Here is a 23,062-nt window from a genome sequence, read left to right as displayed (position 1 = left end):
TTTACTTGTTTAAAACAATTTTGAATGTTAGATTCGTTATTCAAATCAATAAATGAATTTAAATATGAAAAAATTATTGTTTACTGCTGCAATCGTAGCATTAGGATTTACAACTGTAAATGCACAAGAAGTAAAATTTGGAGTTAAAGCTGGTGTAAACTTAGCCTCTTTATCTGGTGATGACACTGATGATCTAGATGGTCGTACGTCTTTTCACGTTGGAGGTGTTGCAGAAATTATGATTTCTGAAAAATTCTCATTCCAACCAGAATTAATGTATTCATCACAAGGTGCTCAAACTAGCTTTGAAGACGAATTTGAAAAAGAAGAAGGTACAGTGAAACTAGATTACATCAATGTTCCATTAATGGGGAAGTTTTATGTTGCTGAAGGGTTCAGTATCGAAGCAGGTCCACAAATTGGTTTTTTAATGAACGCTGAAGCGGAAGTTGAATATACGAACAAAGAATTTCCTGAATTTAGTGCTTCTGGAACACAAGATATTAAAGATGAAGTTTCAGGAATTGATTTCGGAGTTAACTTTGGTCTTGGTTACAAACTAGAGTCTGGATTAAATTTTGGAGCACGTTATAACTTAGGTTTATCTAATGTTAACGATTATGAGGGATCTGATGATGATAAAGTAAATAATAGTGTGATTCAGGTTTCTGTAGGATTCATGTTCTAATTGAAATTATAAATACAAATAAAAACCGAAGCGCAATGCTTCGGTTTTTTTATGCTTATTTTTTTGCTTTTTTGATTAAATGTTAATTTTTCGTCAGAAGTATCTTATAGTCAGATTCCTATATAAAAGAGGTGTTTTTTTATCTCAATTTGTTTGTGAAATAGGTTTTAAGAGTATAATTTCGTCGCCTCAAATAAAAAAACAAATTTAAATAGTATGAAAAAATTAGTGTTTACAGCTGCAATCGCAGCATTAGGATTTACAAGTGTTAACGCACAAGAAGCGATGTCAACAGGTGGTTTTAATGAAGGAGATGTTTTTATCTCTGGAGCAGTTGGATTTGGTTCTAGTTCTCAAGGCGACAATAGTGAAAATACTTTTACGGTATCACCAAAAGTAGGGTTTTTTGTAAATGACAATATTGCTATTGGAGCTACTGTTGGTTACAGTTCTTACACTGATGAATACCAAACAGTTAATCCTGTTACTTTCGAGGACGTTACAGCTGAAGATAAATTTTCTGTTTTTTCTGCAGGAGTTTTTGGACGTTACTACTTTACACCAGGTAGCCAATTTTCTTTCTTTGGAGAATTAGCTGCTGGTATTACTAGCACTACAGAAGATGATGCCTTTGTTGAGGAAGATTTTAAATCTAATGGTGTAACAGCAGCATTTGCTCCTGGTATTAGCTATTTTGTTTCTGATAACTTCGCTATTGAAGCTGCAGTAGGTGTATTAGGTTACAATACTAATAAAGCTGATGTAGATGGTGCTGAAGCTAGAAATGATTTTAACATTGGTGCTGATTTTTCAAACATTAGCTTTGGTGTAGTATACAAATTCTAATTGGTATTTATACATAATTTAAAAAACCGAAGCCTAAGGCTTCGGTTTTTTTGTTTCTAGATTTAAATACTTTAAACTTAACGTCATAGCATTAGCCCTTTAAAGTGCTTCTTTATTTTCTAGGACAGGACGCATTTAAATCATAATTTCGTCGCCTCAAATAAAAAAACAAATTTAAATAGTATGAAAAAATTAGTATTTGCAGCTGCTATGACAGTATTAGGATTTACAAGTATAAACGCACAAGAAAGAGAAAAAGGTGACATAGAATTAGCACCTTATGTTCAATACACTTCGTCTTTCTTTAATGGAGACAATGCAAATTCAGAGAACTCAAGAAGTTCTGCAAGTTTCGGTGTGAAAGCAGATTATTTCTTTAATGACAGATGGAGTTTACGTTCTGGGATTAATTATGATAGTATGGGAGCTAAAGATAGTTTTGATGAAGCAGAATTAAATTATATTAATATTCCTTTAAATGCTAATTGGCATTTTGGATCTACTAGAAAATGGAATTTAAACTTTGGTGTTACTCCAGGTTTTTTAACAAAAGCTGAATTTAATGGAGTGGATATTAAGGAATTTCAGGAACCTTTTCAATTAGGAATTTCTTATGGTGTTGGTTATAAGTTAGAAGTTTCAAATAGTTTTAGTGTTTTATTTGATTTTCAAGGGTTAGTTGGAGTAACGAATATTAATAAAACAGTCAGCGACGTAACGACATTAAACGCAGGATCTGGTTTTGGAATTGGTGGCGTATTTAAACTTTAAATATTTTAACGGATAAAATATTTTAAAAACCGAAGCGCAATGCTTCGGTTTTTTTATACCATAACTTTTGTATTTTTACAGTATGAAAAAAATCATCATCATTAATGGTCCTAATTTAAATTTATTGGGAAAACGAGAACCAAACCTCTATGGGAACTTATCGTTCACCGATTTTTTTGATGCGGTAAAAGCAAAGTATCCTAAGGTCGCTTTAGAGCATTTTCAATCTAATATTGAAGGTGAGTTAATCACAAAGCTACAGGAAGTGGGGTTTACTTATGATGGCATTATTTTAAATGCGGCGGCCTATACACATACCTCAATAGGTATTGGTGATGCCGTAAAAGCCATTGAAACGCCAGTGGTAGAGGTGCACATCTCTAATACCTTTGGTCGGGAGGCCTTTAGACACGAATCGTTTATCTCTCCAAATGCCAAAGGCGTCATTTTAGGCTTTGGGTTACAGAGTTATGAATTGGCAATTCAAAGTTTCCTTTAGATATAGCTATTATAAAAAGGCTAAGTGTAGCTCCGAATGATCAAAAAAAATGCGATTCAATATTGAATCGCATTTTTTTATAATCTAAATCTAGACGTCGAGTAAGTAGCCCTTCTCTTTAAGAAGGCTTAAATGGGCTATAAGTGAATCACCTCACCATAAGCATCTGCCACGGCTTCCATAACCGCTTCGCTCATTGTTGGGTGCGGGTGTACCGCTTTTAATACTTCATGCCCAGTGGTTTCTAACTTACGTCCTAAAACCGCCTCAGCGATCATATCAGTTACACCAGCACCAATCATGTGGCAACCTAACCATTCGCCATATTTCGCATCAAAAATAACTTTTACAAAGCCATCTTTAGCACCAGAAGCACTTGCCTTTCCAGAAGCCGAGAATGGAAATTTCCCTACTTTAATATCTAAGCCTTGTTCTTTGGCCTGCTTTTCAGTTAATCCTACGCTGGCAATTTCAGGGGATGCATAGGTGCACCCTGGAATATTACCATAGTCTAAGGCTTCCACATGCTGCCCAGCAATTTTTTCTACACATAAAATACCTTCAGCACTCGCCACGTGAGCTAAAGCTTGTCCAGGGGTGACATCTCCAATAGCATAGTAGCCAGGAATGTTGGTTTGATAATAATCATTAACTAAGATTTTATCTCTGTCAACGGCAATACCAACATCTTCTAATCCTATACCTTCAATATTGGTTTTAATACCAACTGCAGATAACACCAAGTCAGCTTCTAATACTTCCTCACCTTTTTTAGTTTTTACAGTCGCTTTTACGCCTTTTCCAGAGGTGTCAACGCTAGTCACTTCTGCGTTAGTCATTATTTTTATACCACTTTTCTTAAAGGAGCGTTCTAATTGTTTAGAGACGTCTTCATCTTCAACAGGTACAATGTTTGGTAAATATTCTACAACGGTTACCTCTGTTCCCATGGCATTATAGAAATAAGCAAACTCCACACCAATAGCACCAGAGCCTACTACAATCATTTTCTTAGGTTGCGTTTTTAAGGTCATGGCTTCACGATAACCAATCACTTTTTCCCCATCTTGTGGTAAGTTAGGTAACTCACGTGAACGTGCACCTGTAGCAATAATAATATGGTCTGCACTATATTCTGTCCCGTCAACAGTAACCTTTTTTCCAGCTTTTAGTTTACCAAAACCATTAATAACGTCAATTTTATTTTTTTTCATTAAAAACTGAACGCCTTTACTCATACCATCGGCCACATTTCGGCTGCGATTAACCACGGCGTCAAAATCCTTATCGTACTCTTTAACTGTTAAACCATAATCGCTGGCATGCTTTAAGTATTCAAAAACCTGAGCAGATTTTAAAAGTGCTTTAGTGGGGATACAACCCCAATTAAGGCAAACACCACCTAAACTTTCTTTTTCAATAATAGCCGTTTTAAAACCTAATTGTGAAGCGCGAATAGCAGTAACATAGCCACCAGGACCACTACCAAGAACAATAATATCGTATTTACTCATTGTGTAATTTTTAGTCGTTTTTAAGAAGCTACGAATTTACGAAACAAAGCTGAAATAATAAATTGATGTTTACTTTTTTATTTGACCACCTGGCTTGGCGGCAGGTAGGAGAACTAAAGGCCCGACTTTCTATTCCCTTTTTTGTAAAGAAAAACAAGGGTTTTAAACAAACGACGCAATGGCGACTTACTACTAAGAGCGTTTCTATATAAAATGAACGCGACATCCTACACACATATTTGAGATCGATTTAATATTTTAAACAAAAATTAAACTTATTTTTGACACACCAAATACGCACTAAAATAGTAAACCATGAGATACATAAATGCTTTTGTTGTTATCCTACTCTTAATAACGTTTTCTTGTAAAGAAGATGCCAAAACCAAAAAATCTACTACCATTACCACTATTTTAAAAGGCGAAGTCATTTATAGACCAACAAGTGATACCCTACTGCTTTTAAAAGCTACCGCTGATGCTAGACAAGACAACCAAGTAGTTGAAATTCCTATAGTAGATGGTAAATTTAATTATAAATTTACTCCAGATGAAAACTTGGCCTATCAACTCATATTTAAGGAGGAACATGCCAAAGGAAGTTGGCAGCCTATTCTGTTTTTTCCTACCAATGGTCAGGTGAATTTTAAATTACATAGTTTAAAAGATTTTTCTAGTAATGCCATTCAAGGCGGAGCGTTAAATAGTATGTATAATGAATTTACGACCACTATTTTAAAACCATTTAATGCTAAAGTAAGAACCAGTAACGCGTCTTACAAAGATGTTCCTTTTAAAGACATGAGCTCTGATGCCTTTTATGCAATAGCCAGTAAATTAAGAAAGGCTTCGCCAGAAGAAAAAAAGGTGATTTATAAAGAAATGAATGCATTAAAAGCGAAAGGATTAGATCGTAGCAAAATAGGAAAAGAAGCCGATGCTAAGTACAATTCATTAGTTGAAAAATATGCTAAAGACAAGTATGATTTTATAACGAAGAACCCTACTATTGTTTCGTATTATTTAGTGATTGAAGATTTAATGAAGGGTATGCAAAGTAGAGCACTACAAAAAGAAACAGTCTATAGTGCCTTCAATACTCTAAAAGAAAAATTTCCAGACCATTCATATACTACTTTGGGAAATAACTTAATGAAAACTTTAAATGAAGTAAAGCCTAGCGGTCAGTAAATTGATTTTTTATGCTGTTTAAAGCTATTTACTTATTAGCGTCGTCAAAGGTCACACTTACCGAATTTACACAATAACGTGTGCCAGTCTCCGTAGGGCCATCGTTAAAAACATGACCTAAATGACCACCGCAATTGGAACACACAATTTCGGTTCTGGTCATGCCTTGCGTTTTATCTAAAACATATTTAACGGTTCCTTTAATGCTTTCATCAAAACTTGGCCAACCGCAATGGGCATCAAATTTACTTGAGCTTTCAAACAATTGCTGCTGGCAGCCTGCGCATTTGTAAATCCCTTCATCAAAATGCATATTATATTTTCCTGTGTGCGGCATTTCGGTGCCTTTCTGTCTCAGAATTCTATATTCTTCATCGGTAAGGAGCTCGCGCCATTCACCTTCAGATTTTTCTACGTTAAAATTACTCATCTTTTTTTGGTATAAAATTTAAAGCGACGCCATTCACACAATGTCTCTTTCCAGTCGTTTCACTTGGACCGTCATTAAACACATGTCCTAAATGTCCGCCACAAGTGCCGCAATGCTCTTCTGTTCGTGCACTGCCTAGATTATAATCTACAGCATAGTCCACATTGCCTTTAATGGCACGGTCAAAACTTGGCCATCCGGTTCCGGAATCAAATTTATGGGCGCTTTCAAATAATGGGGTTTCACAAGCAGCACAAACAAAGGTGCCAGGGCTATATTCTTTGTTTAGAGGGCTTGAAAAAGGCCTTTCGGTTCCCGCTTTTCTTAACACATAATATTCTTGGTCAGAAAGGGCTGCTTTCCACTCCGCATCAGTTTTGCTTACGTCATAAACTTTAGCTTCTTTTTTATCACCTTGAGCCGTTCCATTACAGCTAAATGCGAATGAAATAAGTAAGAGTAATGCAATTTTTTTCATGTTTTTATTTTTCATATTTATGAATATAAAGATAATTCTTTTTAATTTTTTATAGTATATAGGTCGTAACTTTATATGAAAAATAACAATTCGTTTGAAAAAAAAACAGATAAATATTCGTTTTAAAGTACAAAAATGTGTTCTATCGAATGAACACTATTTAATTGGTAAACCCTTAACAATATATTGCTGGAACTTTTTGTAAATTTAAACTCAGATTAATTAAAACCATAAAAAATGAAATTCAAATCAAGTATAACGCTAGTGCTAACTTTACTCGTGTTTTTTTCCTGTGCAACAAATCCGTTTACAGGGCAGTCAACACTAGCCATATTGCCAAATTCACAATTATTTCCAACAGCTTTTGCGCAATACAATCAATTTTTAAATGAAAATAAGGTGATTACTGGCACCACAGAATCAGAAATGATTACCAGAGTTGGGCAGCGTATCGCGGTAGCCTCAGAGCGTTGGTTAAATGCTAACGGTTACCAAGGCTATTTAAACGATTACAAGTGGGAGTATAATTTAGTTAAAGACGAAGCCGTAAATGCATGGTGTATGCCAGGTGGAAAAATTGTGTTTTATACGGGTATCTTACCAGTGGCACAAAATGAAGCGGCTATTGCAGCGATTATGGGTCATGAGGTAGCACACGCATTAGCAAATCACGGGCAGCAACGTATGAGTGCGGGAATGTTACAACAAGTGGCTGCAGTAGGAATGAATGTAGCATTAAAAGACGATAAAAATATAGCGCTCTATAATCAGGCTTTTGGGATAGGATCTCAGGTAGGTCTCATGTTGCCTTTTAGTAGAAGCCATGAAACTGAAGCAGATAGAATAGGGTTAATATTAACAGCTATTGCAGGTTATAATCCAGATGAAGCTGCTAATTTATGGCGACGCATGGGGCAGGCGAGTAACGGTCAAGCGCCACCAGAATTTCTAAGTACACACCCAGCGACAACAACACGTATTGCTAATTTGGAAACTTTGGCGCCAACAGCAAAAGCAGAAGCTAAAAAATATGGTGTTAAATCATTTAGACCAGTTTCTCCATTTTAATAAGGCGTTAACATAAAAATGCTTATTTTCGAAGCCACTCTTAATTAACGAGTGGCTTTTTTATGGAAAATATTCAAAAAGGAAGTAAGAAGCTTCTTAATGCCTGGGCCTTTTACGATTGGGCAAACTCGGTATACACACTTACCATTGCTTCTTCAATCTTTCCTATATTTTATTCTACTTTATTTGCTTCAAAAGAGGATATGGTTACCGCTTTTGGTTTTACTATGAAACCAACGGTTTTAATTTCTATTGTTACCGCTTTTACTTTTTTAGTGGTTGCTTTTTCATCACCAATACTCTCAGGAATTGCAGATTATGTAGGTAACAAAAAGAGTTTTATGAAATTCTTTTGCTACGTGGGCGGTTTTGGGTGCATAGGCTTGTACTGGTTCGATTTAAATCATATACATTTAAGTATTCTCTTTTATTTTATGGGGCTTATTGGGTATTGGGGAAGCCTCGTATTCTACAACTCCTATTTACCAGATATCGCTTTTCCCGAACAACAGGATGGTATTAGTGCTAAAGGCTTTTCTTTAGGCTATATTGGAAGCGTCCTTTTATTGATCTTGAACTTAGCGATGGTTATGAAACCAAATTGGTTTGGATTTGATTTAAGCATTTCCCAAAGTTTACTAGAAAACGGAAGCGAAGCTGAAATTTTAGCTGAAATAAAAAAAGTAAAGAATACAGCTTCTTTTGAAGCTATGAAACTATCTTTTATTACTGTAGGTTTATGGTGGATTCTCTTTAGCCAATACTCCTTTTATATTTTACCAAAAGGGGTTTCCAACGGACATAAGGTATCGAAAGCTGTTATTTTTAATGGTTTTAAAGAATTGAAGTTGGTGTGGAACGAACTGCAAAAAACGCTGCGTTTAAAAGCGTATTTAAAGGCCTTTTTCGTGTTTAGCATGGCGGTACAAACCATCATGCTGATGGCTGTTTATTTTGGTGAAAAAGAAATTTTGTGGGTAGATAATGACGAGAAAACACAAGGCTTGATTGTTAGTATCTTAGTGATTCAATTGGTCGCTATTGTTGGCGCTGTATTAACCTCAAAAGCTTCTGCTGTATTTGGAAACATTAAAACCTTGATTGTGGTCAATGCCGTGTGGATGTGTTTGTGTTTTTATGCTTATTTTATGGAGACACCAATACAATTTTATATTGCTGCTGGATTAGTAGGATTCGTCATGGGTGGCGTACAATCTTTAGCACGGTCAACCTACTCTAAATTTTTACCAGAAACAAAAGACACCACCTCTTACTTTAGTTTTTATGATGTGGCAGAAAAAATTGGTATTGTTATCGGGATGACCATTTTTGCAGTGGTAGACCAAATTAGTACGATGCGTTATGCTATTCTGTTCTTATTTGTTTTCTTTTTTGTGGGAATTATACTCCTTTTTAAGGTTCCAAAAGAAGAGATATCATTATAAAAATAGTATTTTTGGCACCCACCTATAATTAAAATAGTAACAAATGAATAAAATAAAAAATGTCTCACTATTAGTAGTATCACTACTATTAATTACTTTTTTTTCTTGTGAAAATGAGCCGTTAGAAGGTTTTGATTTGGATGCTAATACTACAGTACCCAACAATAGTAATGTTACACCAGTTGTAGGAGAAAATGTTGCTGTTGAAACTTCTACTGGAGACTATTGGCCAGCCCAAGTAGGCTATGTTTGGAACTATAACACCGTTTCTTTCGGAAATACAGAAAGTGAAATAATGGGGACAACAACTTTTGGAAATCAAAATTATTTCGAATACAATAACTTTATGGGGCAATCTGGTTTTTTTGTTAGAAAAGAAGGCAGTAATTATTACGTTGCACAGGACATTACCGGGACTAATATAAATGGCTATACCTTATCTGCTCCAGTAATTGTTATACTATTACTTAAAGATAATTTAGACGTTGGAGAGACTTTTACTCAAGATGTTAATTATACCGTTTCTTATACTCCAGATTCTGGAGTACCAGCTTTTCCAGATCAAAATGTTACAGCGACTTATATTACGGAAATGATAGAACGGGATTTTACTTATACTGTTGGAGGAGTAGATTATGAGGATGTTTTACACATAAACGTTCAATCACTATATTTAGGAAATATTGTTGCCACTTCAGATTATTACTTCGCTAAAGATATAGGTCCAATACATATAGATCAATCTGCTGGTCAAGGTGGTTTTTTAACGTCTTATCAATTTTAAGTTGCTATTAAATTGTTCAGACCTAGATTATTTTAGTTTAATAAAAAAGTAACAAAAAAAACAGAGACGTTAACGTTTCTGTTTTTTTTGTTAGGTAAAGTCTCTAACTAATTACCAATACTCCCAGAGCCTGTAACCTTGGTGTCTTCTCGTTTCGGGTTGCCTTTATATTCTATATCGCCAGAGCCTGTTACACGCGCCATTAAATCACCGTTACAAACCACAGCAACATCACCAGAGCCCGTAACTTTTGCTTCAACATCGTTCGCCTGTAAGTCAAAGCCATGAAAGTCTCCAGAACCGGTGACACTCGCTTTTAAGCTGTTCGTTCTCCCTTTTAAGGTGAGATCGCCAGAACCAGTTACTGAAGCTTCAATAGTACTAGCCTCAATTTCTAATACAATATCACCAGAACCAGAGACACGGGTTTCAAAACGATTAGCAGTTATTTTATCTTTAGTGATAACATCGCCAGAACCAGATAAGGAAACTTTGTTTATGTCTTTAAACGGAATAGTAATTGTAATCGTGTTGTTCCCACTCGGTTTTAAACTAATATTATTTTCGGTTTTTATACTCAATTCATCACCATTAACTTCAGTAGTAATGTATTCTAATAAATTCGCTTCGCCTTCAATAGTAATCTTTCCTTCTTGACCTGCTACTAAAATAAAGTCCATCCACCCCGCACATTTAATGGTATCGTAATCGTTTGTGTTTCTTGTGATGGTAGTCATTTCTCCATTGCCTTTTATTTTTTTATTACCCCAAAGTTGGGCATTTGAAAAAGAGAAGCTAAATAGCGTTATAACTAGAACTAATGTGATTTTAAAATTTTTACTCATAGTGTTTGAGTATTTCTTGTTTTTTGTTGAAGAGTTCATACTGTTTAAGTTTTTTGTTGATTGAAATTATTGATGATTTAATTTTTGTAAAAAGACACACTGCCATACTCTGAATTAATGCGTATCATATTTCCAGAGTTTTGAGTCTTATAATAGCCAGTATAATATTTGTCTGAAGATTCAATGCGTTTTTTGGTATATTCAAAACCGTCTTCATCATTAAGTGCCCCATATTCTAACGCAATATTAAAATCGAAAACCAAGGCAGGGTCGTAACCAATTTTAATGCCTACATAATCTGATTCTATGTTGACATTTTTCACGCCTTTATTTAGTCGGTCAATTTTTATAGAACCGTAGTCGGCATTAATAGCCACGTTTTTATAAATATCACCTAGTCTTAGCGTTAAATAATCACCATTGCCTTGAACGTCATTTGCTTTGTTTATAGTTATGCCGCCGTAATCACAATTATAAGTGATGTTTTCGGCTATTTCAACAACAGACTTTGTGTAATCTGCGATAATGTCTAAATTATTGGTTTTAGATACCGTGAAACCACTGTAATCGGCATTAATCTTTCCGCTTTTTATATATTCAAAATAACAGTTGTTCGAATAATCAAAATTCAAAATATTATTTTCTGCCATGAGTTCCTTAGTGGTAATCTTACCATAATCACAACTTATTTCTGCCCGGCCTTCTAATTTTGCTAAATTAATGTTACCATAATCATTATTTAAATTCACATGATTCGTCATAGGCATTTTTACAATGTAATTAATTTTCATAGTGACATTATTACTGCCACTAGTCCAGCTGCTCCACCAGGATTTGTCTTTGTTTTTAGAGAATTTTGTTACTGCAGAAACAAAGTCAGAAGCATTAGAAAAAGCCACATCAATTTCATCTAATTTTTGTTGTACTTTGTCTTCATCATTTCCGGTCGTCGTGATTTTTATTTCAAAAGCAATCGTATTTTTTTCCCAGGTAACAATATCTAAATTACCATAACTATTATTAATTTTTAAAGTCGCGTCGCTGTTAACATTAAACGCCTTTTTTATCGTTTTTTCTTTTTTGTATTTACCGTCATTTTTCTTAGGGTCAGTAGTATGAGCTACGAGTATTAAAGGTAAAATGAATAGTAATAACAAAACCTTATAGTGTAATGCTAGTTTCATTGTTGTTTTGTTTTAAATTTTTAGTTGTTTCTATGTTTTCAAGTACTGATTTTAGTACATTAATCCGATTCCAAAAGTTATCGATCATGGCGTGAATAACCCGTTTGTCGTTACCGCTTTCAGTAAGATCTGTTTTTAATAATGTGTATTCTTTTTCAAGTGTTTCCATGCGTTTTAAGGCGTCAAGGATAAGTACTTCGGTCCCTGGAGAACGGGCATTATTAATTTTCTCCAATTCTTCACTAATAACAGAAGCAAAAAAACTCTGTGTTTCTGCCATTTCTGGAGACACTCGCGCTAAACCTTCTGGTTGTTGCGTTTTATTGAAATTAAAAGCTAAGGTTACTAATAATAGGAGTGAAGCGGCAATACCAATAATGGGCAAAAAAATATTACGGGTGCTTTTAGTCACTGCTGGCTCATTTTTTTGAGCGGCTAGTTTTTCTAAAAATCGTTTTTCATGACCACTGCTTGGTACTTCAACATCAAAACGATGTTGGTGTTTTTTAAAAAGCTGATGTAATTTGTCGTCTTTCATCTTTAGTTCCGCGAAAGCGGTAATCTTTTAATTCGTATTTTTTTATTTCCGCGAAAGCGAAAAGCGTATTAATTTGATCAAACCATTGTAATAATAGCTGGTACAATAGCGGTCTTGCTTAGCAAACCAAGGTTTGCATTTTTTTTCTTAAACTGTCTTTAGCTCTTGAGATGGTTGTTCTACAATTCGCATTAGACCATTTTAGAATCTCGCTTATTTCTTCATAATCATAGCCTTCAATTAAATGCAAGGTTAAAGCCACACGATAGCTGTCTTTTAATGTTTTCATGGTGTCAATAACTTGTTTCGCCTGAATACTTTTAAATTCGTAATCTTCGGTAAAACCCTCGTGATCTTCTACTTTATAAAGCACATCGTCTAAAGGCACTTCATCAAATTTTGTGCTCTTATTGTAGTGATGGATACTTTTGTTTATCACAATACGTTTTAACCAGGCTCCAAAGGTTTTGATGTCTTTTAAAGCCTTCAATTTTGTAAAGGCTAACAAAAAAGCATCTTGCATCACATCTTCGGCTTCATAACGGTCTTTTACAATTCGCAATGCAGTATTATACATGGCTTTATAATACCTGTTGTAGATTTCCAATTGCGCAAATTGGTTACCTTCTAAACAGAGTGTTATTAATTGTTCGGTATTGTGGTTGGTTAGTGTCAAAAAAATTAATTTCTATTATAAAGATATAGCTTCAATTGATTTGTTACAGTTTTATGAAATTTTTTTTAAAAATTTAAGTTTAAAGCTACTTGTTAAAAGTAAAAAAGGGGGCATAAGCATTTGAAGCCATTATTTTAATTAGTAGCCAAATTCTAAAAACAACACACAATTACGGCTACATGAGAAATATTTCTACTTTTAACTTTTCCTTTTAACAATACAGCTTGGCATATTAATTGAACTTTTACTAATAACGAAAACAGCTTAATTGTTGATAAGGTTTTGTAAATCAATGGTTTTCGAAATAAAAACAGTTTAATTTTACTAAATAGTCTTTATGCACATTTAAAATAAATGACATAATGACGTAATAATATATATGAAGAAATCTAATTTAATTAGTCTAGACAGTTTGTCATTACAGGATTTTGATGAAAATTCAGAATTAATCCCCTTAATGACGCCAGAAGATGAAGAGGAAATAAACAAGGAAGAATTACCTGAGACCTTACCCATATTGTCTTTAAGAAATACCGTGTTGTTTCCAGGTGTGGTAATTCCAATTACTGCCGGGCGAGATAAATCGATCAAATTAATTAACGATGCGAATAATGGTTCTAAGGTTATAGGTGTTGTCTCTCAGAAGGATGAGTCTATAGAAGACCCAAAGGCAGGAGATATTAATACTATTGGTACTGTTGCCCGTATTTTAAAGGTGCTTAAAATGCCTGACGGTAATACAACGGTTATTATTCAAGGTAAGAAACGTTTTAGTGTTGCAGAAGTTATTACCGAAACGCCATACATGAACGCTACAGTACGCGAAGTAGCAGAAGCCAGACCAGCAAAAAAGAATAAAGAATTTAGTGCTATTATTGATTCTATTAAAGATTTAGCGCTTCAAATAATCAAAGATTCGCCTAACATTCCTAGTGAAGCTTCTTTTGCCATTAAGAATATCGAAAGTGATTCGTTTTTAATCAATTTTGTATCTTCTAATATGAATTTACCTGTTGCCGAAAAACAGAAATTATTAGAAACCAATGATTTAAAACAAAGAGCACTTCAAACTCTAAAATATATGAATATGGAGCTTCAAAAACTGGAGCTCAAAAATGATATTCAAAGTAAGGTTCAAACAGATATGAACCAGCAACAACGTGAATACTTTTTAAATCAGCAGCTTAAAACCATTCAAGAAGAATTAGGTAATGGTAATGCAGAGGAATTAGAGGAAATGAAAACGCGTGCAAAAACCAAAAAGTGGGACGATAAAGTTGCTGAACATTTTAAAAAGGAATTAGCAAAAATGCAACGTATGAATCCACAGGTTGCAGAATATTCTATTCAACGTAATTACTTGGATTTGTTTTTAGATTTGCCTTGGAATCAATTCAGTAAGGATAAGTTCGATTTAAAAAGAGCAAAGAGGATTCTTGATAAGGATCATTATGGTTTAGATGATGTGAAAAAGCGTATTATTGAGCATTTAGCAGTCTTAAAATTGCGTAATGACATGAAATCGCCAATCCTTTGTCTACATGGCCCTCCGGGTGTTGGTAAAACCTCTTTGGGTAAATCAATAGCTGAAGCCTTAGGGAGAGAGTATGTGCGTATGTCTTTAGGTGGTTTGCGTGACGAGGCTGAAATTCGCGGTCACCGTAAAACCTATATAGGCGCCATGCCAGGAAGAATTATTCAAAGCTTGAAAAAGGCAGGAACCTCAAACCCTGTTTTTGTTTTAGATGAGATTGATAAATTATCTAATTCTCATCAAGGGGATCCGTCTTCGGCCCTGTTAGAGGTTTTAGACCCTGAGCAAAACAGTGAATTCCATGATAATTTCTTAGAAATGGGCTACGATTTGTCTAAAGTCATGTTTATTGCAACAACTAATAGCTTAAACACCATTCAGCCAGCGTTACTAGATAGAATGGAAATTATTAATGTTACAGGATACACCATTGAAGAGAAAGTAGAGATTGGGAAACAACACCTATTACCAAAGCAATTAAGAGAACACGGATTAGAAGACAAGCATTTAAAATTAGGCAAACCACAAATTGAAAAAATAGTGGAAGGCTATACGCGAGAGTCTGGTGTGCGTAGTCTAGAAAAACAAATTGCTAAAGTCGTGCGTTATGCCGCAATGAATATTGCAATGGAAGAAGAATACAACATTAAAGTGAGTAATAAAGACGTTATAGAAATTTTGGGAAGACCAAGATTAGAACGGGATAAATATGAAAATAATAATGTTGCAGGTGTCGTTACAGGCTTAGCTTGGACACGAGTAGGTGGTGATATTTTATTTATAGAATCCATTCTTACTAAAGGGAAAGGTAATTTAACCATTACCGGTAACTTAGGTAAAGTCATGAAAGAATCTTCTACTATTGCTATGGAATACATAAAATCGAATGCAGAGGAGTTTGGTATTGATCCTAAGGTTTTCGATAATTATAATGTTCATATTCATGTGCCAGAAGGCGCAACACCAAAAGATGGACCAAGTGCAGGAGTCACCATGTTAACCTCTTTAGTCTCTTTATTTACTCAGAAAAAAATAAAGAAAAGTATTGCGATGACAGGAGAAATTACGCTTCGTGGAAAAGTCTTGCCTGTAGGTGGTATTAAAGAGAAAATTTTAGCGGCGAAACGCGCCAAAATTAAAGAGATTTTACTTTGTGAAGACAACCGTCGAGATATAGAAGAGATTAAACCAGAATACTTAAAAGGATTAACTTTTCACTATGTTAGTGATATGAAAGATGTGATCAAGTTTGCGGTAACAGACAAAAAAGTGCAAAACGCTAAAAAACTATAATAATGAAATACCTTTATGTCTTACTATTTAGTTTAACGCTGTGGTGTAGCAATGCTCAAAATACCGATAGCATGGAGGTTACTATAGATGACAGACCTGCAAAACTAAATACTAAAACAGGAAAATTTACATTTACAGATAAAGTGCCAGTTACGAGGCCAGTTGAAAAAACAAAGTCAGTGGCTAACACCAAATTAGTGAAAGGTAATTTACATACTGTTGTCAAAGGCGATACGTTTTATTCTATTTCCACTTTTTATGGTATTAGTATCGCACAATTAAAGTCTCTAAATAATATTACGGACAATAATTTAAAGCTTGGTCAGCAGTTAAAAATTGGCTACTCTCAAAAGGCGCTTATAAGTGATAATAAAACCTGTACTGTAAACAAAGAGGATACCCTCTATAGCATTGCAAAACGCAATAATATATCGGTTTCAGAATTGAAAACCTTAAACAACTTGGAATCAGATGCTATTCATATTGGACAGGTGTTAAAACTGAAATAGCAAGGCTTAAAAGGGTCGTTATAAAAATAAAAAAGGCAGATCTACGTTTTAAGATAGATTTAGTTACTTTTGCAACTTTATGCTAAAAAAAATTGTCCCATTCTGTTGTTTGTTTTTTAGTGCCTATTGCTTTGCGCAGTTAGGAGGACAGTCTACTTACCAATTTCTCAACTTAGTATCTTCTCCAAGGCAAGCCGCATTGGGAGGAAAGGTGTTAACCAATGTTGATTGGGACGTCACACAAGGGCTGTATAATCCCGCGACTATTAATGTGGCTATGGATAACCAATTCGCATTAAATTACACCAGTTATTTAGCAGGGATCTCCTACGGAACAGCAGCCTATGCCTATACCTTAGACCGTCGTAATCAAACCTTTCACACAGGAGTGACTTATATTAATTATGGCGATTTTGCGGGTTATGATGAGAATGGCGTGGCGACCAGCAATTTTTCTGGAGGTGAAGTGGCGCTATCTTTTGGTTATGCGGCACAAATTGGATATTCCGATTTCTATGCCGGCGCTAATTTAAAACTCATTAATTCGTCTTTAGAGCAGTATAATTCCTTTGGCGTTGCTACAGATTTGGCTCTGCTATATAGTAATGAAGCTCTGGATTTTCAAGGGACACTTGTGGTAAGAAATTTGGGAACACAAATCACGACGTATGCAGGACGACAAGAATCCTTACCGCTTGAAATAGATATAGGTCTGTCTCAAACGTTGGAGAATGTTCCCTTACGCTGGCATATAACTTTAGAAAATTTACAACAATGGCCGATAGGGAATCCTAATCCGGCACGCACAACAACCGATTTAGAAGGCAATCAAACCCAAGAAAAAGTGGGGTTTTTAGCCAATGTGGTGCGGCATACTATTTTAGGTGCGGAGCTCTTTCCTGAAAAAGGGTTTAATATTCGTTTAGGTTATAATTTTAGACGCGCTGAAGAGTTGCGTATTGTAGACCAACGTAATTTTTCTGGCCTCTCAGTAGGGTTTTCTGTAAAACTCAATAAAATGCGTTTTAGTTATACGCATGCTAAATACACCGCTGCAGCAAACGCTAACTTCTTTGGTGTTCAGGTGGATTTGAGGTAGGGTTACTCAGTCATTTGCTGAGACATATCATTCATTCATACTTTTCTTTTTTATCTTAACAGTAGTATTTTTGAATTTTATAACTAATGTAAAGTTGAAATGTTTAGTGGCGTTTCTATTTAGTTTTAGTTTGAACATATTCTTTATTCAAGAGGAGAATGAATCAAAACCAACATATGAAATAGTAATGAATGATATGTCTCAGCATATTGCTTTAACCGAATTAAGTGGTAAGAAATGTGTCGCTTTTACTGGGGGTATATAGCAAAGTCTTGTAAATATAGGCTTTATCACTATGGTGGTCTGGATAACTTTAAAAAGAATAACTGAAACAGCATGTTATGGAGAGGAAGAACAAAAACTTTTAGATATTATAATTAACTTTGCACCATAAATTACAGCATGCAAAAAATAACCATAGCCATAGACGGGTTTTCGTCAACAGGAAAAAGTACAGTAGCCAAGCAACTCGCAAAACAGTTAGGGTATATTTATGTAGATACTGGTGCCATGTATCGTGCGGTGACTTTGTTTACCATGCAACACGGGTTTATAGACAACGCGCATTTTGATGTTAATGGATTAGTTGGAAAATTAGGAGAAGTACACATAAGTTTTAAGTTTAATGCTACTTTGGGTTTTGCAGAAGTGTATTTAAACGGTGAAAACGTAGAAAAACAAATTAGAACATTAGAAGTGTCTAATTATGTGAGTAAAGTAGCAGCCATTCCAGAAGTGCGTTACCAGTTGGTAAAACAGCAACAACAAATGGGTAAAGACAAAGGTGTGGTTATGGATGGTCGTGATATTGGGACGGTCGTCTTTCCAAATGCAGAATTAAAAATCTTTATGACCGCCTCTGCAGAAAAGCGTGCTAAAAGACGTTATGATGAGTTGACAGAAAGAGGCGATGCGGTAAACTATGAAGATGTTTTAAAAAACATCCAAGAGCGCGATTATATCGATTCGCACAGAGCAGATTCACCATTAGTTCAGGCCGATGATGCTATCGCGATTGATAATTCCGATTTAACTCCTGAAGTACAATTTGAAAAAATATTACAATTAGTAGAAAAGACGTTTGAGGATTTGGAATAGTGTTCAGGCCTCAGTTTCTAGCCTAGAAAATTATTCGTCCTTACTAGAAACCACAAATAGGAGTCTCATGGTAATCTGTTTAATTCACTTGATAGTCATGAGATTGATCCGCTATGCTCGCCATGACGATTTCATTTTTAGCAACAAAAAAAAGCGAGCCAACCACAAGTCCACTCGCTTTCACAGAATTTCGCAATTTATCCCTACAAATTCGGGATTATTAATTCTTGATCTGGATGAATAACATCTGGGTTTTTTAAAATGTCTGTATTCGCCTTAAAAATTTCATTGTATTTTCCAGCACTACCATAATATTGCTTTGCAATAGCACCTAAAGTGTCGCCGCTTTTTACGGTATGCCTTGCAAAAACACTGGTATCAGCAACCTTAATATCGGCAACGATATCACTAGGTTTGTCTCCGCCAATAGCTTTTATCTTGTCCCAAAGTAAATTTTTTTCATATTGGTTTGCAGCAGTTCCTTTTATGGTTAACACACCATTAGCTTCAGAAACGTCTCCGTTTTTAATGTTTAATTTCTCTCCTAATTCGAGTACAGATTGGTATTTAGCTTTAATCATATTACTATTATTTTAATTTTTAACCTAGAGCTTAAAGATAATCATTAACTAAACAAGTTCACGATTTTGATATTCCAATTTTATAATGATTCGATTACAGATTAGATAAACGGTTAGTTAATATCGCTATAAACCATTTAGATAAGGCGCTAATAGTATTGTTTATCAGAAGTATAAGTTTTTTATATCAAATTAGGGAATATAGTTAAAAAGTAGTATTTTTGCACTCCTTTTTAGCGAATAGTAGGAAGATAAAAAGGGTTAAAACAAATCAAAATCTAACACTTCTGTGATGTTGTCGTTATCACTTCCTTAAAACATACAGAATACAAAACGTAATGTGTTACTGTTTCCATAAAGTGGAAATCTCAAACGGCATTGCTAGAATTATTTAAATGGCTGAAAAAGCAAAAAAAGCAGAAGTTGAAGCTACAGAAGCAACAACAGCAAAAACAAAAGAGGCTCCAGTAGTTTCTGAAGCGCAAGCAAATCCTGAAAAATTCTTAGAAGAATTTAACTGGCACAATTACCAAGAAGGTATTGATGAGGTTGAAGATTCTCAATTAAAAGAATTTGAAAAGCTAGTCTCTGAGAACTTTGTAGATACTTTAGATGACGAAGTTGTAGAAGGAGAAGTAGTACACATGTCAGATCGTGATGTTATTATTGACATCAACGCAAAATCTGAAGGTGTTATTTCTTTAAACGAGTTTCGTTACAATCCAGATTTAAAAGTAGGAGACAAAGTTGAGGTGTTAATTGATGTGCGTGAAGATGCAACAGGTCAATTAGTATTATCTCACCGTAAAGCACGTGTTATCAAGGCTTGGGATCGTGTTAATAATGCACACGATACAGGTGAAATCGTAAATGGTTTCGTTAAATGTAGAACAAAAGGGGGGATGATTGTAGATGTTTTCGGTATCGAAGCATTCTTACCAGGTTCTCAAATTGACGTTAAGCCAATTAGAGATTACGATGTATACGTAAACAAAACTATGGAATTTAAAGTGGTAAAAATTAACCACGAATTTAAAAACGTAGTAGTTTCTCATAAAGCTTTAATTGAAGCTGATATTGAAGAGCAAAAGAAAGAAATTATTGGTCAATTAGAAAAAGGTCAAGTATTAGAAGGTATTGTTAAAAACATTACTTCTTACGGTGTATTCATCGATCTTGGTGGTGTTGACGGATTAGTTCATATTACAGATTTATCTTGGTCAAGAATCAACCATCCAAATGAGATTGTTGAGTTAGATCAGAAATTAAATGTAGTAATCCTTGATTTTGATGAAAACAAATCAAGAATCCAATTGGGTCTTAAGCAATTATCTAAACATCCTTGGGATGCCTTAGGTGAAAACGTTGCTGTAGGAGATAAAGTAAAAGGTAAAGTTGTTGTAATCGCAGATTATGGCGCATTTATTGAAGTTGCAGAAGGTGTTGAAGGTTTAGTTCACGTTTCTGAAATGTCTTGGTCTACGCATTTACGCTCTGCTAATGATTTTGTAAAAGTTGGAGATGAAATCGAAGCACAAATCTTAACGCTAGATAGAGAAGATCGTAAAATGTCATTAGGTATCAAGCAATTATCTGCAGATCCTTGGACAGATATTACAAGTAAATATCCTGTAGGTTCTAAGCACACAGGTATTGTACGTAACTTCACAAACTTTGGTGTTTTTGTTGAATTAGAAGAAGGTATTGATGGCTTAATTTACATCTCAGATTTATCTTGGACTAAGAAAATCAAGCATCCTTCTGAGTTTTGTGCCGTTGGTGATAACTTAGAGGTTGTAGTACTTGAGTTAGATGTAGAAGGACGTAAATTATCTTTAGGTCATAAACAAACAACTGAGAATCCTTGGGATAAGTACGAAACTGAGTTCGCTTTAAATACAACGCACACTGCTGAAATTGCAGAGGTTGTAGACAAAGGCGCAACGATTGAATTTAATGAAGATATCGTAGCATTCGTACCTTCTCGTCACCTTGAAAAAGAAGACGGAAAGATGTTGAAGAAAGGAGATTCTGCAGAATTCAAAATAATTGAATTTAATAAAGAGTTTAAGAGAGTAGTTGCGTCGCATACTGCAATCTTTAAAGCTGAAGAAATGGCAAATGTAAAAGCCGCTGTTGCAAAACAAGCGTCTCAAGCTGCCGAAGCAAAACCAACTTTAGGTGATGCTAATGATGCTTTACAAGCGCTTAAAGATAAAATGGACGGGAAAAAATAATTCCTTAAATTTTTAAATATTGAAAAGCCTCTCAGAAATGAGAGGCTTTTTTGTTTCTAACAAATGTGATAATTTCTAATATTTTGCATTACCTTTGTTTCTCAAATACCCTTACCGCGTATATGAGTCAAAAAGTGTTACTTAATGCCACAGCCATCAATATCATTCTTCATCGTTTGGCTTGCCAATTAATTGAAAATCACAAAGACTTTTCCAACACCGTTTTAATAGGTTTACAGCCCAGAGGTAAGTATTTAGCTAATCGTTTAGCCGAAATGCTTAAAACGGAATACAACATTAAGAATTTACAGCTAGGTCATTTAGATATTACCTTTTATCGTGACGATTTTCGCCGTGGCGATAAAATTCATGAAGCGAATACTACAGAGATAAACTTTATTGTTGAAGATAAAAAAGTGGTGTTTATAGATGATGTTTTATATACAGGAAGAAGCATTCGTGCCGCATTAACAGCCATTCAATCGTTTGGACGACCTAATGAGATTGAATTGTTGACACTCATAGATCGAAGATTTAGTAGACATTTACCGATACAGCCAAATTATCGCGGCAGACAGGTAGATGCTATAAATGAAGAAAAAGTAAAAGTAAATTGGAAAGAAAATGAAGGTGAAGATGCTGTGTATTTAATTAATAGCTAAATGCCAGGTTAAAGAAAGAAAAGAGAAATAATCAATACCTTTAAGCTGTTATCTTGCGTATTACTGTAATAAAAAATGAGTAGCAAGGACAGCTTGTCAAAGTGCTTATAAAACGAATAGCAACAGGCAACTAAAGACTGCCAAAAGAAGACTAGAAAACCATGAGCGAATTAAGTGTCAATCACTTATTAGGAATAAAATACCTTCAAGAAAAAGACATTCAACTTATTTTTGAAACAGCAGATCATTTTAAAGAAGTCATTAACCGACCAATTAAAAAGGTGCCATCGCTTCGTGACATTACTATAGCTAATTTGTTTTTCGAAAATTCCACACGAACAAAACTGTCTTTCGAATTAGCAGAGAAACGCTTGTCTGCAGATGTGATAAACTTTTCAGCAGGACAGTCATCAGTTAAAAAAGGCGAAACCTTAATAGATACGGTAAATAATATCTTATCTATGAAAGTAGATATGGTGGTAATGCGCCACCCAAACCCAGGAGCAAGTGTGTTCTTGTCAAAACATGTGAGTGCAAATATTATTAATGCAGGTGATGGCGCACATGAGCATCCTACACAAGCCTTATTAGACTCCTATTCAATACGAGAACGATTGGGTGATGTTGCTGGAAAAAATGTCGTTATCGTTGGCGATATTTTGCATAGTCGCGTGGCATTGTCAAATATATATGCTTTAAAACTGCAAGGCGCCAATGTTATGGTTTGCGGACCAAAAACCTTATTGCCTAAACACATTGATAAATTAGGGGTTAAAGTTGAAACCAATTTACTTAAAGCCTTACAATGGTGTGATGTAGCCAATATGTTACGCGTTCAAAACGAACGTATGGAAATTAGTTATTTTCCATCAACACGAGAATATACACAACAATTCGGAGTTAATAAAGCACTCTTAGATTCTTTAGATAAAGAAATCACCATCATGCATCCAGGACCAATTAATAGAGGTGTTGAGATTACTAGTGATGTTGCAGATTCTAAACAAGCAATTATTTTAGATCAGGTACAAAATGGTGTAGCTGTTAGAATGGCTGTGATTTATTTATTAGCTTCAAAAATAAAACAATAGA

The 23,062-nt window shown here is 34.8% G+C and carries 23 protein-coding genes; 15 read left to right on the top strand and 8 right to left on the bottom strand.

The window, feature by feature from the left end; translation table 11 throughout:
• Positions 1-64: 64 nt before the first annotated feature.
• From GQ46_RS03575 to GQ46_RS03560, 4 genes are all read left to right on the top strand, one after another.
• Positions 65-688 (top strand): porin family protein, encoded by a 624-nt coding sequence (locus tag GQ46_RS03575; RefSeq protein ID WP_044404482.1) that lies wholly within the window; start codon positions 65-67, stop codon positions 686-688.
• A gap of 216 nt (positions 689-904) precedes the next feature.
• Complete coding sequence (locus tag GQ46_RS03570; protein ID WP_044398455.1) at positions 905-1,534, top strand: outer membrane beta-barrel protein; 630 nt, start codon at positions 905-907, stop codon at positions 1,532-1,534.
• Positions 1,535-1,717: 183 nt separating this feature from the next.
• The gene (locus GQ46_RS03565; RefSeq protein ID WP_044398453.1) at positions 1,718-2,305 is read left to right on the top strand and encodes an outer membrane beta-barrel protein; all 588 of its coding nucleotides are present in this window, start codon (positions 1,718-1,720) and stop codon (positions 2,303-2,305) included.
• An 82-nt stretch (positions 2,306-2,387) separates the two neighbouring features.
• Positions 2,388-2,804 (top strand): type II 3-dehydroquinate dehydratase, encoded by a 417-nt coding sequence (locus tag GQ46_RS03560; RefSeq protein ID WP_044398451.1) that lies wholly within the window; start codon positions 2,388-2,390, stop codon positions 2,802-2,804.
• Between the two features lie 137 nt (positions 2,805-2,941).
• On the opposite strand, the gene lpdA is transcribed toward GQ46_RS03560, so the two are convergent.
• Positions 2,942-4,318: a dihydrolipoyl dehydrogenase gene (gene lpdA, locus GQ46_RS03555; RefSeq protein ID WP_044398449.1), complete on the bottom strand. Its 1,377-nt coding sequence runs from the start codon at positions 4,316-4,318 to the stop codon at positions 2,942-2,944.
• A 315-nt stretch (positions 4,319-4,633) separates the two neighbouring features.
• Here lpdA and GQ46_RS03550 point away from each other — a divergent pair, with 315 nt between their 5' ends.
• Positions 4,634-5,509, top strand: coding sequence for a hypothetical protein (locus GQ46_RS03550; RefSeq protein WP_044398447.1), 876 nt, complete (start codon positions 4,634-4,636; stop codon positions 5,507-5,509).
• 28 nt (positions 5,510-5,537) lie between these two features.
• Here the strand turns inward: GQ46_RS03550 and msrB (GQ46_RS03545) are convergent, their stop codons facing one another.
• Both msrB (GQ46_RS03545) and msrB (GQ46_RS03540) read right to left on the bottom strand, forming a co-directional pair.
• Entirely contained in the window at positions 5,538-5,939 is a 402-nt protein-coding gene (gene msrB / locus GQ46_RS03545; protein ID WP_044398445.1) for a peptide-methionine (R)-S-oxide reductase MsrB, read from the bottom strand.
• Positions 5,932-6,417 carry a peptide-methionine (R)-S-oxide reductase MsrB gene (gene msrB / locus GQ46_RS03540; RefSeq protein WP_044404480.1) on the bottom strand — a complete coding sequence of 162 codons (486 nt, stop codon included), beginning with the start codon at positions 6,415-6,417 and terminating at the stop codon, positions 5,932-5,934. The genes msrB (GQ46_RS03545) and msrB (GQ46_RS03540) overlap by 8 nt, the downstream gene beginning before the upstream one ends.
• A 237-nt stretch (positions 6,418-6,654) precedes the next feature.
• On the opposite strand from msrB (GQ46_RS03540), the gene GQ46_RS03535 reads away from it, so the two are divergent.
• The 3 genes from GQ46_RS03535 to GQ46_RS03525 all read left to right on the top strand — a co-directional run bounded on the left by GQ46_RS03535 (position 6,655) and on the right by GQ46_RS03525 (position 9,714).
• A complete protein-coding gene (locus tag GQ46_RS03535) occupies positions 6,655-7,485 on the top strand; it encodes a M48 family metallopeptidase (protein ID WP_044398443.1) in 831 nt (276 codons plus the stop codon).
• A 62-nt stretch (positions 7,486-7,547) separates the two neighbouring features.
• Positions 7,548-8,930, top strand: a complete 1,383-nt coding sequence (locus GQ46_RS03530; protein ID WP_044398442.1) for an MFS transporter — start codon at positions 7,548-7,550, stop codon at positions 8,928-8,930.
• A gap of 43 nt (positions 8,931-8,973) precedes the next feature.
• Positions 8,974-9,714 carry a hypothetical protein gene (locus tag GQ46_RS03525; protein ID WP_044398440.1) on the top strand — a complete coding sequence of 247 codons (741 nt, stop codon included), beginning with the start codon at positions 8,974-8,976 and terminating at the stop codon, positions 9,712-9,714.
• Between the two features lie 107 nt (positions 9,715-9,821).
• On the opposite strand, the gene GQ46_RS03520 is transcribed toward GQ46_RS03525, so the two are convergent.
• The 4 genes from GQ46_RS03520 to GQ46_RS03505 form a co-directional block, all read right to left on the bottom strand.
• A complete protein-coding gene (locus GQ46_RS03520; protein WP_231567316.1) occupies positions 9,822-10,598 on the bottom strand; it encodes a head GIN domain-containing protein in 777 nt (258 codons plus the stop codon).
• 38 nt (positions 10,599-10,636) lie between these two features.
• A complete protein-coding gene (locus GQ46_RS03515) occupies positions 10,637-11,743 on the bottom strand; it encodes a hypothetical protein (RefSeq protein ID WP_044398438.1) in 1,107 nt (368 codons plus the stop codon).
• A complete protein-coding gene (locus GQ46_RS03510) occupies positions 11,721-12,281 on the bottom strand; it encodes a hypothetical protein (protein ID WP_044398436.1) in 561 nt (186 codons plus the stop codon). The genes GQ46_RS03515 and GQ46_RS03510 overlap by 23 nt, the downstream gene beginning before the upstream one ends.
• Before the next feature lie 118 nt (positions 12,282-12,399).
• The gene (locus GQ46_RS03505; protein ID WP_044398434.1) at positions 12,400-12,957 is read right to left on the bottom strand and encodes an RNA polymerase sigma factor; all 558 of its coding nucleotides are present in this window, start codon (positions 12,955-12,957) and stop codon (positions 12,400-12,402) included.
• 379 nt (positions 12,958-13,336) lie between these two features.
• Between GQ46_RS03505 and lon the strand changes: the two genes are divergently transcribed.
• The 4 genes from lon (at position 13,337) to cmk (ending at position 18,490) form a co-directional block, all read left to right on the top strand.
• Complete coding sequence (gene lon / locus GQ46_RS03500) at positions 13,337-15,784, top strand: endopeptidase La (protein ID WP_044398432.1); 2,448 nt, start codon at positions 13,337-13,339, stop codon at positions 15,782-15,784.
• A gap of 2 nt (positions 15,785-15,786) precedes the next feature.
• Positions 15,787-16,293 (top strand): LysM peptidoglycan-binding domain-containing protein, encoded by a 507-nt coding sequence (locus GQ46_RS03495; RefSeq protein WP_082041700.1) that lies wholly within the window; start codon positions 15,787-15,789, stop codon positions 16,291-16,293.
• 79 nt (positions 16,294-16,372) lie between these two features.
• Entirely contained in the window at positions 16,373-17,392 is a 1,020-nt protein-coding gene (gene porQ / locus GQ46_RS03490; protein ID WP_044398430.1) for a type IX secretion system protein PorQ, read from the top strand.
• Between the two features lie 402 nt (positions 17,393-17,794).
• A complete protein-coding gene (gene cmk, locus GQ46_RS03480) occupies positions 17,795-18,490 on the top strand; it encodes a (d)CMP kinase (RefSeq protein WP_044398426.1) in 696 nt (231 codons plus the stop codon).
• Between the two features lie 203 nt (positions 18,491-18,693).
• On the opposite strand, the gene GQ46_RS03475 is transcribed toward cmk, so the two are convergent.
• A complete protein-coding gene (locus tag GQ46_RS03475; RefSeq protein WP_044398424.1) occupies positions 18,694-19,071 on the bottom strand; it encodes a LysM peptidoglycan-binding domain-containing protein in 378 nt (125 codons plus the stop codon).
• 395 nt (positions 19,072-19,466) lie between these two features.
• Between GQ46_RS03475 and rpsA the strand changes: the two genes are divergently transcribed.
• From rpsA to GQ46_RS03460, 3 genes are all read left to right on the top strand, one after another.
• On the top strand, positions 19,467-21,308 hold the full coding sequence (gene rpsA / locus GQ46_RS03470; protein WP_044398422.1) for a 30S ribosomal protein S1: 1,842 nt from the start codon (positions 19,467-19,469) through the stop codon (positions 21,306-21,308).
• 122 nt (positions 21,309-21,430) lie between these two features.
• On the top strand, positions 21,431-21,970 hold the full coding sequence (pyrR, locus tag GQ46_RS03465; protein WP_044398420.1) for a bifunctional pyr operon transcriptional regulator/uracil phosphoribosyltransferase PyrR: 540 nt from the start codon (positions 21,431-21,433) through the stop codon (positions 21,968-21,970).
• 161 nt (positions 21,971-22,131) lie between these two features.
• Positions 22,132-23,061, top strand: coding sequence for an aspartate carbamoyltransferase catalytic subunit (locus GQ46_RS03460; protein WP_044398418.1), 930 nt, complete (start codon positions 22,132-22,134; stop codon positions 23,059-23,061).
• Position 23,062: the final 1 nt, after the last annotated feature.

This window comes from Lacinutrix sp. Hel_I_90 (genome assembly GCF_000934685.1).
Taxonomy (GTDB): Bacteria; Bacteroidota; Bacteroidia; order Flavobacteriales; family Flavobacteriaceae; genus Lacinutrix.
Note: the sequence above shows the minus strand (reverse complement) of the source record. Positions and strands in the feature narration are given on the sequence as shown.